This window comes from Paraburkholderia sp. BL9I2N2, assembly GCF_004339745.1.
In the GTDB taxonomy this organism is placed as follows: domain Bacteria; phylum Pseudomonadota; class Gammaproteobacteria; order Burkholderiales; family Burkholderiaceae; genus Paraburkholderia.
Genome location: NZ_SMGP01000001.1, coordinates 4,642,947 through 4,655,330 on the forward strand (window position 1 = coordinate 4,642,947; position 12,384 = coordinate 4,655,330).

16 protein-coding genes are annotated in these 12,384 nt (G+C 59.3%); all 16 read left to right on the forward strand.

From position 1 onward, the window contains the following. Positions 1 to 156: 156 nt before the first annotated feature. The 16 genes from recQ to rpsQ all read left to right on the forward strand — a co-directional run bounded on the left by recQ (position 157) and on the right by rpsQ (position 12,133). Positions 157 to 2,004, forward strand: a complete 1,848-nt coding sequence (gene recQ, locus B0G74_RS21185) for a DNA helicase RecQ (protein ID WP_132376695.1) — start codon at positions 157 to 159, stop codon at positions 2,002 to 2,004. 221 nt (positions 2,005 to 2,225) lie between these two features. Further along, the gene (rpsL, locus tag B0G74_RS21190; RefSeq protein WP_006998493.1) at positions 2,226 to 2,606 is read left to right on the forward strand and encodes a 30S ribosomal protein S12; all 381 of its coding nucleotides are present in this window, start codon (positions 2,226 to 2,228) and stop codon (positions 2,604 to 2,606) included. A 179-nt stretch (positions 2,607 to 2,785) separates the two neighbouring features. Then, positions 2,786 to 3,256: a 30S ribosomal protein S7 gene (gene rpsG / locus B0G74_RS21195; RefSeq protein ID WP_006053291.1), complete on the forward strand. Its 471-nt coding sequence runs from the start codon at positions 2,786 to 2,788 to the stop codon at positions 3,254 to 3,256. A 134-nt stretch (positions 3,257 to 3,390) separates the two neighbouring features. Beyond that, positions 3,391 to 5,493, forward strand: coding sequence for an elongation factor G (gene fusA / locus B0G74_RS21200; protein ID WP_132376696.1), 2,103 nt, complete (start codon positions 3,391 to 3,393; stop codon positions 5,491 to 5,493). A 47-nt stretch (positions 5,494 to 5,540) separates the two neighbouring features. After that, positions 5,541 to 6,731, forward strand: coding sequence for an elongation factor Tu (tuf, locus tag B0G74_RS21205; protein ID WP_012434572.1), 1,191 nt, complete (start codon positions 5,541 to 5,543; stop codon positions 6,729 to 6,731). Between the two features lie 131 nt (positions 6,732 to 6,862). Then, positions 6,863 to 7,174: a 30S ribosomal protein S10 gene (gene rpsJ / locus B0G74_RS21210; protein WP_006998489.1), complete on the forward strand. Its 312-nt coding sequence runs from the start codon at positions 6,863 to 6,865 to the stop codon at positions 7,172 to 7,174. A 201-nt stretch (positions 7,175 to 7,375) separates the two neighbouring features. Beyond that, positions 7,376 to 8,035, forward strand: coding sequence for a 50S ribosomal protein L3 (gene rplC, locus B0G74_RS21215; protein WP_007180137.1), 660 nt, complete (start codon positions 7,376 to 7,378; stop codon positions 8,033 to 8,035). After that, on the forward strand, positions 8,035 to 8,655 hold the full coding sequence (gene rplD, locus B0G74_RS21220) for a 50S ribosomal protein L4 (RefSeq protein WP_007180136.1): 621 nt from the start codon (positions 8,035 to 8,037) through the stop codon (positions 8,653 to 8,655). The genes rplC and rplD overlap by 1 nt, the downstream gene beginning before the upstream one ends. Then, positions 8,652 to 8,966: a 50S ribosomal protein L23 gene (rplW, locus tag B0G74_RS21225; RefSeq protein WP_007180135.1), complete on the forward strand. Its 315-nt coding sequence runs from the start codon at positions 8,652 to 8,654 to the stop codon at positions 8,964 to 8,966. Before rplD ends, rplW begins: the two co-directional genes overlap by 4 nt. A 2-nt stretch (positions 8,967 to 8,968) precedes the next feature. Further along, complete coding sequence (gene rplB / locus B0G74_RS21230) at positions 8,969 to 9,796, forward strand: 50S ribosomal protein L2 (RefSeq protein WP_132376697.1); 828 nt, start codon at positions 8,969 to 8,971, stop codon at positions 9,794 to 9,796. Positions 9,797 to 9,806: 10 nt separating this feature from the next. Next, positions 9,807 to 10,082, forward strand: a complete 276-nt coding sequence (rpsS, locus tag B0G74_RS21235) for a 30S ribosomal protein S19 (RefSeq protein WP_004199273.1) — start codon at positions 9,807 to 9,809, stop codon at positions 10,080 to 10,082. A gap of 7 nt (positions 10,083 to 10,089) precedes the next feature. Then, positions 10,090 to 10,422 (forward strand): 50S ribosomal protein L22, encoded by a 333-nt coding sequence (gene rplV / locus B0G74_RS21240; protein ID WP_007180133.1) that lies wholly within the window; start codon positions 10,090 to 10,092, stop codon positions 10,420 to 10,422. Positions 10,423 to 10,433: 11 nt separating this feature from the next. Beyond that, entirely contained in the window at positions 10,434 to 11,240 is an 807-nt protein-coding gene (rpsC, locus tag B0G74_RS21245; protein WP_011490053.1) for a 30S ribosomal protein S3, read from the forward strand. A gap of 2 nt (positions 11,241 to 11,242) precedes the next feature. After that, the gene (rplP, locus tag B0G74_RS21250) at positions 11,243 to 11,659 is read left to right on the forward strand and encodes a 50S ribosomal protein L16 (RefSeq protein WP_007180131.1); all 417 of its coding nucleotides are present in this window, start codon (positions 11,243 to 11,245) and stop codon (positions 11,657 to 11,659) included. A 10-nt stretch (positions 11,660 to 11,669) separates the two neighbouring features. Continuing rightward, positions 11,670 to 11,864: a 50S ribosomal protein L29 gene (gene rpmC / locus B0G74_RS21255; protein ID WP_007180130.1), complete on the forward strand. Its 195-nt coding sequence runs from the start codon at positions 11,670 to 11,672 to the stop codon at positions 11,862 to 11,864. Continuing rightward, positions 11,861 to 12,133, forward strand: coding sequence for a 30S ribosomal protein S17 (gene rpsQ, locus B0G74_RS21260; RefSeq protein WP_007180129.1), 273 nt, complete (start codon positions 11,861 to 11,863; stop codon positions 12,131 to 12,133). Before rpmC ends, rpsQ begins: the two co-directional genes overlap by 4 nt. The last annotated feature ends 251 nt before the right edge of the window (positions 12,134 to 12,384 follow it).

A 12,384-nucleotide genomic window follows, 5' to 3' on the forward strand; every position in this document is an offset into this window, starting at 1 on the left:
TTTCGACTGAGCGGCTTTTTTTATGCGCTTTTCTTTTTTTTGCGTTTCTTTGCGGATTCGTAGGCCAAACGGCTAACGCTGCATCAAAGCGCGGGCGCAGCACGAATGCGTTGGTAAAATTCGTGTCACCGGCATCACGCTGCTTCTCTCAAATTCATGTCCCGTCCCCTCGAAATCCTCAACGAAGTCTTCGGTTACCCCGCGTTCAGAGGGCAGCAGGGTGAAATTGTCGAGCACGTCGCCGGCGGCGGCGATTGCCTCGTGTTGATGCCGACGGGCGGCGGCAAGTCCCTCTGCTATCAGATTCCGTCGCTGGTGCGCCGCGAAGGCGGTTTCGGCACGGGCATCGTCGTCTCTCCGCTGATCGCGTTGATGCAGGATCAGGTGGCCGCGCTCACTGAAGTGGGCGTACGCGCGGCGTATCTGAATTCGACGCTGTCGAGCGCCGAGGCGATGGCAACGGAGCGCGCGTTGCGCGACGGTGATATCGATCTGCTCTACGTGGCGCCGGAGAGGTTGATGACGCCCCGTTTCCAGGAACTGCTGGAGCGCACGCGCATCGGCTTGTTCGCCATCGACGAGGCCCATTGCGTGTCGCAATGGGGGCACGATTTCCGGCCGGAATACATTCAGCTATCTGTGCTGCACGAGCGTTTTCCGAACGTGCCGCGAATCGCGCTCACGGCCACCGCGGATGCCATCACGCGCGATGAGATCATCCACCGCCTCGCGTTGGATGACGCGCGCATTTTCGTGTCGAGCTTCGACCGGCCGAACATCCGCTATCGCATCGTCGAAAAGGACAACGCGCGTACGCAATTGCTGGACTTCATCCGCGCCGAGCATTCAAAGCCGGACGGCACGACCGACGCCGGCGTGGTCTATTGCTTGTCGCGTCGCAAGGTCGAAGAGACGGCGGAGTGGCTGAAGGAAAAAGGCATGCGCGCGCTGCCGTACCACGCCGGGATGGAGTTCGAAATCCGCCAGAAGCATCAGGAGATGTTTCAGCGCGAGGAAGGGATCGTGATGTGCGCGACGATCGCGTTCGGCATGGGCATCGACAAACCGGACGTGCGCTTCGTCGCTCACCTCGACTTGCCGAAGAGCGTCGAAGGCTATTACCAGGAAACGGGCCGCGCGGGCCGCGACGGCATGCCGGCCAACGCGTGGATGGCGTACGGTCTCGGCGACGTCGTGCAGCAGCGCAAGATGATTGACGAATCCGATGCCGACGACGCGCATAAACGCGTACAAACGGGCAAGCTGGATGCGCTGCTGGGACTGTGCGAAGCGGCGACCTGCCGGCGTGTGCGGTTGCTCGCGTATTTCGGCGAATCGAGCAAGCCGTGCGGCAACTGCGACAACTGTCTCGAACCGCCGGACACATGGGATGCGACGCGTGAGGCGCAGATGGCGCTATCGTGCGTGTTCCGCGCGCAGCGGGCGAGCGGCTTTCATTTCGGTGCCGGCCATCTGATCGACATTCTGCGCGGCAACAGCAGCGAGAAAATCCTGCAGCGCGGTCACGAGAAACTGACTACGTTCGGCATCGGCTCGGCGCTGGGCGAGCCGGAGTGGCGCGCGGTATTTCGCCAACTGGTCGCATTCGGCTATCTAACGGTCGACCACGAAGGCTTCGGCTCACTGGTCCTGACCGAGGCAAGCAAGCCGGTCCTCAAGGGCGGGCAGAACGTCACGATGCGTCGTTATGTGAAGCCGACGCGCACGCGTCAATCGTCCGGCCGCACCAGTGAGCGCGCCGACCCGACGATCGGCATGGGCCCGCGTGAACGCGCGCGCTGGGAGCGTCTGCGCGCGTGGCGCACGGAAACGGCCAAGAGCGACGGCGTGCCGGCATATGTGATTTTCCACGACGCGACCTTGGCGGAAATTGCTCGCAACGGCCCCGATTCGATTGAGGATTTGCGCGGCATTCCGGGTATGGGCGCGCGCAAACTCGACCGTTTCGGCGACGAATTGCTGGGAGTCGTCGCCGCCGACTGAGCGCTCAGCGAGTGCCTGAGCGGGTCGGCAGGGATGCGAAACGTCGCAACCTGTTGACTCCCTTAGTATTTTCGGAATATTATGCTAGGTTCCAGTTCTTGGAATGCCTGCGCGCGAAGTCGATTCGTACGCCGACTACCGGTCCGGAAGTTCGATGCGCAATCGTTTCTGCTTTGCCCGGAAACAGATGCGTCGATTTTGTTCAATTTCAGGAATAAACAATGCCAACCATCAATCAACTGGTTCGCAAAGGCCGCGCGTCGGAAACGACGAAGAGCAAGAGCCCGGCTTTGCAGGACTGCCCCCAGCGTCGCGGCGTGTGCACCCGTGTGTACACCACGACGCCGAAGAAGCCGAACTCGGCACTCCGTAAGGTTGCGAAGGTGCGCCTGACGAACGGCTTCGAAGTGATTTCGTACATCGGTGGTGAAGGCCACAACCTGCAGGAACACTCGGTCGTGCTGATTCGCGGCGGCCGTGTCAAGGACTTGCCGGGTGTGCGTTACCACATGGTTCGCGGCTCGCTGGATACCCAGGGCGTCAAGGATCGTAAGCAGGCTCGCTCGAAGTACGGTGCGAAGCGTGCCAAGGCTGGCAAGTAACTAGCCGGTCAGTAGTTTCAGGTCGCCTGCAAGGGCGGTAATAGCGGTGGTGCCGGAATCGCCGGCGCTGTCGAGTAAGTGGTCACCCGACCAGGCTGGTAAGTCGTTAGAGATGAATCGGGTTAGTTGGTGGCCGCGGGGCTAAAAATAGCTCCAACTGAAAAGTTAAAGGAAGAAACATGCCGCGTCGTCGCGAAGTCCCCAAGCGGGAAGTGTTGCCGGATCCGAAGTTCGGCAACGTTGATGTAGCTAAGTTCATGAACGTGCTGATGCTCTCTGGCAAGAAGTCGGTTGCCGAGCGTATCGTGTACGGCGCTTTCGAACAGATCCAGACCAAGGGTGGCAAGGACCCGCTGGAAGTGTTCACGGTAGCGCTCAACAACGTCAAGCCGGTGGTCGAAGTGAAGAGCCGCCGCGTTGGTGGTGCGAACTATCAGGTTCCGGTCGAAGTGCGCCCGTCGCGTCGTATGGCATTGGCGATGCGTTGGCTGCGTGAAGCCGCGAAGAAGCGCAGCGAGAAGTCGATGGCCCTGCGTCTGGCAGGTGAACTCTCCGAAGCGGCCGAAGGCCGTGGCGGCGCAATGAAGAAGCGCGACGAAGTTCACCGGATGGCAGAAGCCAACAAGGCGTTCTCGCACTTCCGTTTCTAAGCTTCCCGAACCCGGGTTTAGCAGAAAAAACGGAAAGAAATTCCGGGCGGGTGCGCTTACAAAGCGCCTCGCCCGTTTGTGTTACAGCGCGATGGGTATTTTCTCGCATCGCGTCATCCCAATAGAGGATCAAAGTGGCTCGCAAGACACCTATCGAGCGCTACCGTAACATCGGTATTAGCGCTCACATCGACGCCGGCAAAACGACGACGACCGAGCGCATCTTGTTCTACACCGGCGTGAACCACAAGATTGGTGAAGTTCACGACGGCGCTGCCACCATGGACTGGATGGAGCAGGAGCAGGAACGCGGCATCACGATCACGTCCGCTGCTACCACGGCGTTCTGGAAAGGCATGGCCGGCGACCGCGCTGAGCACCGCATCAACATCATCGACACCCCGGGCCACGTCGACTTCACGATTGAAGTTGAGCGCTCGATGCGCGTGCTCGACGGCGCGTGCATGGTCTACTGCGCTGTGGGCGGCGTTCAGCCCCAGTCGGAAACCGTGTGGCGTCAGGCTAACAAGTACAAGGTTCCCCGTCTCGCGTTCATCAACAAGATGGACCGTACCGGCGCGAACTTCTTCAAGGTTTACGACCAGCTCAAGCTGCGTCTGAAGGCGAACCCGGTTCCGGTTGTGGTGCCTATCGGTGCGGAAGAAAACTTCACGGGCGTCGTCGATCTGCTGAAGATGAAAGCGATCATTTGGGACGACGCGTCGCAAGGCACGAAGTTCTCGTACGAAGAGATCCCGGCGGAATTGCTCGATTCGTGCAACGAGTGGCGCGAAAAGATGGTCGAAGCGGCTGCTGAGTCGAGCGAAGACCTGATGAACAAGTACCTCGAAGAGGGCGAGCTGACGGAAGCGGAAATCGTTAAGGGTCTGCGCGACCGTACGATCGCTTGCGAAATCCAGCCGATGCTGTGCGGTACCGCGTTCAAGAACAAGGGCGTGCAACGTATGCTGGACGCCGTGCTCGACTTCCTGCCGTCGCCGATCGACATCCCGCCGGTTACCGGCGAGCTGGAAAACGGTGAAAAGGGTGAGCGCCGCGCTGCCGACGACGAAAAGTTCTCGGCACTGGCATTCAAGATCATGACCGACCCGTTCGTCGGCCAGCTGATCTTCTTCCGCGTGTACTCGGGCGTTGTGAATTCCGGCGACACCGTGCTGAACGCGACCAAGGACAAGAAGGAACGTCTGGGTCGTATTCTGCAGATGCACGCGAACCAGCGCGAAGAAATCAAGGAAGTCCGCGCAGGCGACATCGCTGCTGCGGTCGGCCTGAAAGACGCAACGACCGGCGACACGCTGTGCGATCCGCAAAGCCCGATCGTGCTCGAACGCATGATTTTCCCAGAGCCGGTGATTTCGCAGGCTGTTGAGCCGAAGACGAAGCCTGACCAGGAAAAGATGGGTCTGGCGCTGAACCGTCTGGCACAGGAAGATCCGTCGTTCCGCGTTCAAACGGACGAAGAATCGGGCCAAACCATTATTTCGGGCATGGGCGAGCTCCACCTGGAAATTCTGGTTGACCGCATGAAGCGCGAATTCGGCGTGGAAGCGACCGTCGGCAAGCCGCAGGTTGCTTACCGCGAAACGATTCGCGGCAAGGCGGAAGACGTTGACGGCAAGTTCGTCAAGCAGTCGGGTGGTCGCGGCCAGTACGGTCACGCGGTCATCACGCTCGAGCCGAATGAGCAAGGCAAGGGCTACGAGTTCCTCGACGAGATCAAGGGCGGCGTGATTCCGCGCGAATACATTCCGGCGGTGGACAAGGGTATCCAGGAAACGCTGAAGGCAGGCGTGCTGGCAGGCTTCCCGGTCGTCGACGTCAAGGTTCACCTGACGTTCGGTTCGTACCACGACGTTGACTCGAACGAAAATGCGTTCCGCATGGCCGGTTCGATGGCGTTCAAGGAAGCAATGCGCAAGGCTCAACCGGTCATCCTCGAGCCGATGATGGCTGTGGAAGTCGAAACGCCTGAAGATTACATGGGCAACGTGATGGGCGACCTGTCGGGTCGTCGCGGTATCGTTCAGGGCATGGACGACATGGTTGGCGGCGGCAAGATCGTTCGCGCCGAAGTCCCGCTGTCGGAAATGTTCGGCTACTCGACGTCGCTGCGTTCGCTGACCCAAGGTCGTGCAACGTACACGATGGAGTTCAAGCACTACTCCGAAGCACCGCGTAACGTGTCCGAAGCGATCATCAACGCGAAGTCGAAGTAATCGCGCGGCAAGTCATTCAACGATTAACTTTTTGAAAGAAGAGAAACATGGCTAAAGGTAAATTCGAACGGACCAAGCCGCACGTGAACGTCGGCACGATCGGTCACGTTGACCACGGCAAGACCACGCTGACGGCAGCGATCACGACGGTTCTGACGCAGAAGTTTGGCGGCGAGGCGAAGGCATACGACCAGATCGATGCGGCGCCGGAAGAAAAGGCACGTGGTATCACGATCAACACGGCACACGTCGAGTACGAAACGGCTAACCGCCACTACGCACACGTCGACTGCCCGGGCCACGCTGACTATGTGAAGAACATGATCACGGGCGCAGCGCAGATGGACGGCGCGATCCTGGTGTGCTCGGCCGCTGACGGCCCGATGCCGCAAACGCGTGAGCACATCCTGCTGGCGCGTCAGGTTGGCGTGCCGTACATCATCGTGTTCCTGAACAAGTGCGACATGGTGGACGACGCTGAGCTGCTGGAACTGGTCGAGATGGAAGTTCGCGAACTTCTGTCGAAGTACGACTTCCCGGGCGACGACACGCCGATCATCAAGGGTTCGGCCAAGCTGGCGCTGGAAGGCGACAAGGGCGAGCTGGGCGAAGTGGCGATCATGAATCTGGCCGACGCGCTGGACACGTACATCCCGACGCCGGAGCGCGCAGTTGACGGTGCGTTCCTGATGCCGGTGGAAGACGTGTTCTCGATCTCGGGTCGCGGCACGGTGGTGACGGGTCGCGTTGAGCGCGGCGTCGTGAAGGTCGGCGAGGAAATCGAAATTGTCGGTATCAAGCCGACGGTGAAGACGACCTGCACGGGCGTGGAAATGTTCCGCAAGCTGCTGGACCAGGGTCAGGCGGGCGACAACGTGGGTATCCTGCTGCGCGGCACGAAGCGTGAAGACGTGGAGCGTGGCCAGGTGCTGGCGAAGCCGGGTTCGATCAACCCGCACACGCACTTCACGGCTGAAGTGTATGTGCTGAGCAAGGACGAAGGTGGCCGTCACACGCCGTTCTTCAACAACTATCGTCCGCAGTTCTACTTCCGTACGACGGACGTGACGGGCTCGATCGAGTTGCCGAAGGACAAGGAAATGGTCATGCCGGGCGACAACGTGTCGATCACGGTGAAGCTGATCAACCCGATCGCGATGGAAGAAGGTCTGCGCTTCGCAATCCGCGAAGGCGGCCGCACGGTCGGCGCAGGTGTGGTTGCCAAGATTCTCGAGTAAAATCGCGGATCGACGTATTTGCTGTAAGTGGTGCCCGGAGCCGGGCGCCGGCCCTCAGCGGGCGCCCGGCTCTACGTTCTTTTTATTGTCTGGCGGTGCAACACCGCCTCGCTCTTTTCCAAGGAATTGTCATGCAGAACCAGAAAATCCGCATTCGCCTGAAGGCTTTCGACTATCGTCTGATCGATCAATCGGCAGCTGAAATCGTCGACACGGCAAAGCGGACTGGCGCAATCGTTCGTGGTCCGGTGCCCCTGCCGACCCGCATTCAACGCTTCGACATCCTGCGTTCGCCGCACGTCAACAAGACCTCGCGCGATCAGCTCGAAATCCGTACGCACCAACGTCTGATGGACATCGTCGATCCGACGGACAAGACCGTTGACGCACTGATGAAGCTCGATCTGCCGGCTGGCGTGGACGTGGAAATCAAGCTGCAATAAGGCTTCCAGCGGTTATCCGGTCCGCCGGACATCGCTAAGTCATTGATTGCTTGCGGAAAACGAAAAGCCTCGCTATAATGCAAGGCTTTTCGCGCATTGGCGCAAAAAAGTCGGTGTGCTGCAGCATGAATTCATGCCCGAAACGGCACCGGCATTTTGTAAATTAGCCCCGACCAATCGCAGTCGGGAATGGAGAAAACGATGAGCCTTGGACTCGTAGGTCGCAAGGTTGGCATGACCCGTATCTTCACGGCAGAAGGGGATTCGATTCCCGTTACCGTGCTGGACGTGTCCGACAACCGCGTGACGCAGATCAAGACTGTTGAAACCGACGGCTACACGGCCGTGCAGGTTGCATTCGGTACGCGCCGTGCATCGCGTGTGACGAAGCCGTTGGCCGGTCATCTCGCCAAAGCCGGTGTTCAAGCCGGTGAAATCCTCAAAGAATTCCAGATCGATGCTGCCAAGGCTGCCGAGTTGTCGAACGGCACCGTGGTCGGCCCCGACCTGTTCGAAGTAGGCCAGAAGGTCGACGTGCAAGGCGTGTCGATTGGTAAGGGCTACGCCGGTACCATCAAGCGTTACAACTTCGCATCTGGCCGTGCATCGCACGGTAACTCGCGCTCGCACAACGTGCCGGGCTCGATCGGTATGGCGCAGGATCCGGGTCGTGTTTTCCCGGGTAAGCGCATGACCGGTCACATGGGTGACGATACGGTAACCGTGCAAAACCTCGAAATCGCTCGTATCGACGCTGACCGCAAGCTGTTGCTGGTCAAGGGCGCCGTTCCGGGTGCGAAGGGTGGCAAGGTATTCGTTACGCCGGCCGTGAAGACGCGTGCCGTGAAAGGAGCGAAATAATGGAACTTAAGCTCCTGAATGCCAATGGTCAGGAAGGTGCAGGCGTTAGCGCGTCGGACGTCGTGTTCGGCCGCGATTACAACGAAGCCCTGATTCACCAGGTAGTGGTTGCGTACCAGGCGAATGCCCGTAGCGGCAACCGTGCGCAGAAGGATCGTGAGCAAGTCAAGCACACGACCAAGAAGCCGTGGCGCCAGAAGGGTACGGGCCGCGCCCGTGCCGGTATGTCGTCGAGCCCGTTGTGGCGCGGCGGTGGCCGGATCTTCCCGAATTCGCCCGAAGAAAACTTTTCGCACAAGGTCAACAAGAAGATGCATCGCGCAGGTCTCTGCTCGATCTTCTCGCAGCTGGCCCGCGAGGGCCGCATCTCGGTGGTCGACGAGCTGACGCTCGAAGCGCCGAAGACGAAGCTGCTGGCCGAAAAATTCAAGGCGATGGGTCTCGACTCCGTGCTGGTGATTACCGACACGGTTGACGAAAACCTGTACCTCGCGTCGCGCAACCTCGCCCATGTGGCAGTTGTCGAGCCGCGTTACGCCGACCCGCTGTCGCTGATCTACTTCAAGAAGATCCTGATCACGAAGGCTGCGGTCGCCCAGATCGAGGAGTTGCTGTCATGAGCGAGATTCGCAAGAACGATCATCGTTTGATGCAGGTCCTGCTCGCGCCGGTGATCTCCGAAAAGGCGACGCTGGTGGCCGACAAGAACGAGCAAGTCGTGTTCGAAGTCGCGCCCGATGCCACGAAGCAGGAAGTGAAAGCTGCAGTCGAGCTGCTGTTCAAGGTGGAAGTCAATTCCGTCAACGTGCTGGTCTCGAAGGGCAAAGCCAAGCGCTTTGGCCGCTTCATGGGCAAGCGCAAGGACGTGAAGAAGGCGTACGTCTGCCTGAAGCCCGGCCAGGAAATCAACTTTGAAGCGGAGGCCAAGTAATCATGGCAATCGTTAAAGTTAAGCCGACTTCGCCGGGCCGCCGTGCGATGGTCAAGGTGGTCAACAAGGATCTGCATAAGGGCAAGCCGTACGCACCGCTGCTCGACTCGCAATCCACGACCGCCGGCCGTAACAACAACGGTCACATCACCACCCGTCATAAGGGCGGTGGTCATAAGCATCACTATCGTGTCGTCGACTTCCGTCGCAACAAGGACGGCATTCCGGCAAAGGTCGAACGTCTTGAATACGATCCGAACCGTAGCGCGAACATCGCGCTGGTTCTGTACGCAGACGGCGAGCGCAAGTACATCATCGCTCCGAAGGGTGTGACGGTTGGCCAGCAACTGATGTCGGGTTCGGAAGCTCCGATCCGCGCAGGCAACACGCTGCCGATCCGCAACATTCCGGTCGGTACGACGATTCACTGCATCGAAATGCTGCCGGGCAAGGGCGCGCAAATGGCGCGTTCGGCTGGCACGTCGGCGATGCTGTTGGCTCGTGAAGGCATCTACGCACAGGTCCGCCTGCGCTCGGGTGAAATCCGCCGCGTTCACGTTGAATGCCGCGCGACGATTGGTGAAGTTGGCAACGAAGAGCACAGCCTCCGTCAAATCGGTAAGGCTGGCGCGAACCGCTGGCGCGGTATCCGCCCGACGGTGCGTGGCGTTGCAATGAACCCGGTCGATCACCCGCACGGTGGTGGTGAAGGCAAGACGGCTGCAGGTCGCGATCCGGTGAGCCCGTGGGGCACGCCTGCTAAGGGTTATCGCACCCGCAGCAACAAGCGCACGACGAGCATGATCGTCCAGCGCCGTCACAAGCGTTAAGGAGTAGGCAATGGCACGTTCTGTAAAAAAAGGTCCGTTCTGCGACGCCCATTTGCTGAAGAAAGTTGAGGCGGCAGCAGCTTCGCGGGATAAGAAGCCGATCAAAACCTGGTCGCGTCGCTCGACGATCCTCCCGGATTTCATCGGTCTGACGATCGCCGTTCACAACGGCCGTCAACACGTTCCGGTGTACATCTCGGAAAACATGGTCGGCCACAAGCTTGGCGAGTTCGCACTGACCCGTACGTTCAAGGGTCATGCAGCCGACAAGAAGGCTAAGAAATAAGGGGCTCATGATGGAAGTGAAAGCAATTCATCGCGGTGCCCGCATCTCGGCGCAGAAAACGCGCCTTGTGGCTGACCAGATCCGCGGTTTGCCGGTCGACAAGGCGCTGAACGTTTTGACGTTTTCGCCGAAGAAGGCTGCGGGAATCGTGAAAAAGGTCGTGCTGTCGGCGATCGCGAATGCGGAGCATAACGAAGGCGCCGATATCGATGAGCTCAAGATCACGAGCATCTACATCGACAAGGCTGCATCGCTCAAGCGTTTTACCGCGCGCGCTAAAGGCCGCGGTAACCGCATCGAGAAGCAATCCTGTCACATCACTGTGACGGTCGGGAATTAAGGGGTCATACGATGGGACAGAAAATTCATCCGACTGGCTTCCGTTTGGCCGTCAGCCGCAATTGGGCGTCGCGTTGGTACGCGAACAACAACAATTTCGCGGCGATGTTGCAGGAAGACATCGGTGTTCGTGAATACCTGAAGAAGAAGCTGAAGAACGCTTCGGTTGGTCGTGTCGTCATCGAGCGTCCGGCAAAAAACGCGCGCATCACGATTTATAGCTCGCGTCCGGGTGTGGTCATCGGTAAGAAGGGTGAGGATATCGAGCTGCTGAAGTCGGAACTGCAACGCCGCATGGGCGTTCCGGTCCACGTCAACATCGAAGAAATCCGCAAGCCGGAAACCGATGCGCAACTGATCGCGGATTCGATCACGCAACAGCTCGAGCGCCGGATTATGTTCCGCCGCGCGATGAAGCGTGCGATGCAAAACGCAATGCGTCTGGGTGCTCAAGGCATCAAGATCATGAGCGCTGGCCGCCTGAACGGTATCGAAATCGCTCGTACGGAATGGTATCGCGAAGGTCGCGTGCCGCTTCATACGCTGCGTGCTGATATCGACTACGCAACTTCGGAAGCGAAGACGACGTACGGCATCATCGGCGTGAAGGTGTGGGTCTACAAGGGCGATACGCTCGGCCGCAACGACGCACCGGTGGTTGAAGAAGTCGCCGAAGAAAAGCGTCCGCGCCGCAACGCACGTCCGGGTGGCGATCGCCGTCCGCGTCGCGATGGTGAAGGTGGTGGCCCGGCAGGTGCACGCCGTGGCGCTCCTCGTCGTGCTGGCGGTGCCGGCGACGGCGGGAAGACTGGAGAATAACGATGCTGCAACCGAAACGCAGAAAGTATCGCAAAGAGCAGAAGGGTCGTAACACCGGTATCGCTACCCGCGGCAACGCGGTGTCGTTCGGTGAGTTCGGCCTGAAGGCTATCGGTCGTGGTCGCTTGACCGCGCGCCAGATTGAAGCGGCACGTCGTGCAATGACGCGTCACATCAAGCGTGGTGGCCGCATCTGGATCCGCATCTTCCCGGACAAGCCGATCTCGCACAAGCCGGCTGAAGTACGTATGGGTAACGGTAAAGGTAATCCTGAGTACTACGTCGCAGAGATTCAACCGGGCAAGATGCTGTACGAAATGGACGGCGTAACCGAAGAGCTGGCACGCGAAGCGTTCCGTCTGGCTGCAGCTAAGCTGCCGCTCAAGACGACGTTTATCGTGCGTCAGCTCGGCGCCTAAGGAGCAAATGATGAAGGCTTCCGAACTTCACCAGAAAGATCAGGCCGCGCTCAACAAGGAGCTGTCGGACCTGTTGAAGGCGCAATTCGGCCTGCGCATGCAACTCGCGACCCAGCAGCTCACGAACACGAGCCAGCTGAAGAAGGTTCGTCGCGACATCGCACGTGTGCGGACCGTCCTGACTGAGAAGGCGAACCAGAAATGAACGATAGCGTAAAAACCTCGCTCAAGCGGACGCTGGTCGGCAAGGTCGTCAGCAACAAGATGGACAAGACGGTCACCGTGCTGGTTGAGCACCGCGTGAAGCACCCGATCTACGGCAAGTACGTTGTGCGTTCGAAGAAGTACCATGCGCACGACGATGCGAACACGTACAACGAGGGTGACCTCGTTGAAATCCAGGAAACACGTCCGATTTCGAAGACGAAAGCTTGGGTTGTGGCTCGCTTGGTCGAGGCTGCTCGCGTCATCTGACGCCGCAAAGTTGTAGAAGTAATTGAAATCGCAGTAAGTTTCGCTTGCAAGGCCGGGATTATTTGTTATAATCTCGGTCTTCCCTCTTTTATGGGAGCCCCGTCGCGGGCGAAGTTGGTGGGGGAAGCGGTCCAGGCGCCAGTCTGTTCCGAAGGATTCACCGGATTGCGATGGCGGGTTTCGTTTGCCGTCGCTGCTGTTCATACCCAAGCAGCCGATTGGCTGACGGGACCAAGACTGACCGGGTACGC

Coding starts and splice junctions, on each gene's coding strand:
- rplC (WP_007180137.1), top strand. CDS start 7,376: ATGAGCCTTGGACTCGTAGGTCGCAAGGTTGGCATGACCCGTATCTTC.
- tuf (WP_012434572.1), top strand. CDS start 5,541: ATGGCTAAAGGTAAATTCGAACGGACCAAGCCGCACGTGAACGTCGGC.
- rplB (WP_132376697.1), top strand. CDS start 8,969: ATGGCAATCGTTAAAGTTAAGCCGACTTCGCCGGGCCGCCGTGCGATG.
- rpsG (WP_006053291.1), top strand. CDS start 2,786: ATGCCGCGTCGTCGCGAAGTCCCCAAGCGGGAAGTGTTGCCGGATCCG.
- rpsC (WP_011490053.1), top strand. CDS start 10,434: ATGGGACAGAAAATTCATCCGACTGGCTTCCGTTTGGCCGTCAGCCGC.
- rplW (WP_007180135.1), top strand. CDS start 8,652: ATGAGCGAGATTCGCAAGAACGATCATCGTTTGATGCAGGTCCTGCTC.
- rplV (WP_007180133.1), top strand. CDS start 10,090: ATGATGGAAGTGAAAGCAATTCATCGCGGTGCCCGCATCTCGGCGCAG.
- rplD (WP_007180136.1), top strand. CDS start 8,035: ATGGAACTTAAGCTCCTGAATGCCAATGGTCAGGAAGGTGCAGGCGTT.
- rplP (WP_007180131.1), top strand. CDS start 11,243: ATGCTGCAACCGAAACGCAGAAAGTATCGCAAAGAGCAGAAGGGTCGT.
- rpmC (WP_007180130.1), top strand. CDS start 11,670: ATGAAGGCTTCCGAACTTCACCAGAAAGATCAGGCCGCGCTCAACAAG.
- rpsL (WP_006998493.1), top strand. CDS start 2,226: ATGCCAACCATCAATCAACTGGTTCGCAAAGGCCGCGCGTCGGAAACG.
- rpsJ (WP_006998489.1), top strand. CDS start 6,863: ATGCAGAACCAGAAAATCCGCATTCGCCTGAAGGCTTTCGACTATCGT.
- rpsQ (WP_007180129.1), top strand. CDS start 11,861: ATGAACGATAGCGTAAAAACCTCGCTCAAGCGGACGCTGGTCGGCAAG.
- recQ (WP_132376695.1), top strand. CDS start 157: ATGTCCCGTCCCCTCGAAATCCTCAACGAAGTCTTCGGTTACCCCGCG.
- rpsS (WP_004199273.1), top strand. CDS start 9,807: ATGGCACGTTCTGTAAAAAAAGGTCCGTTCTGCGACGCCCATTTGCTG.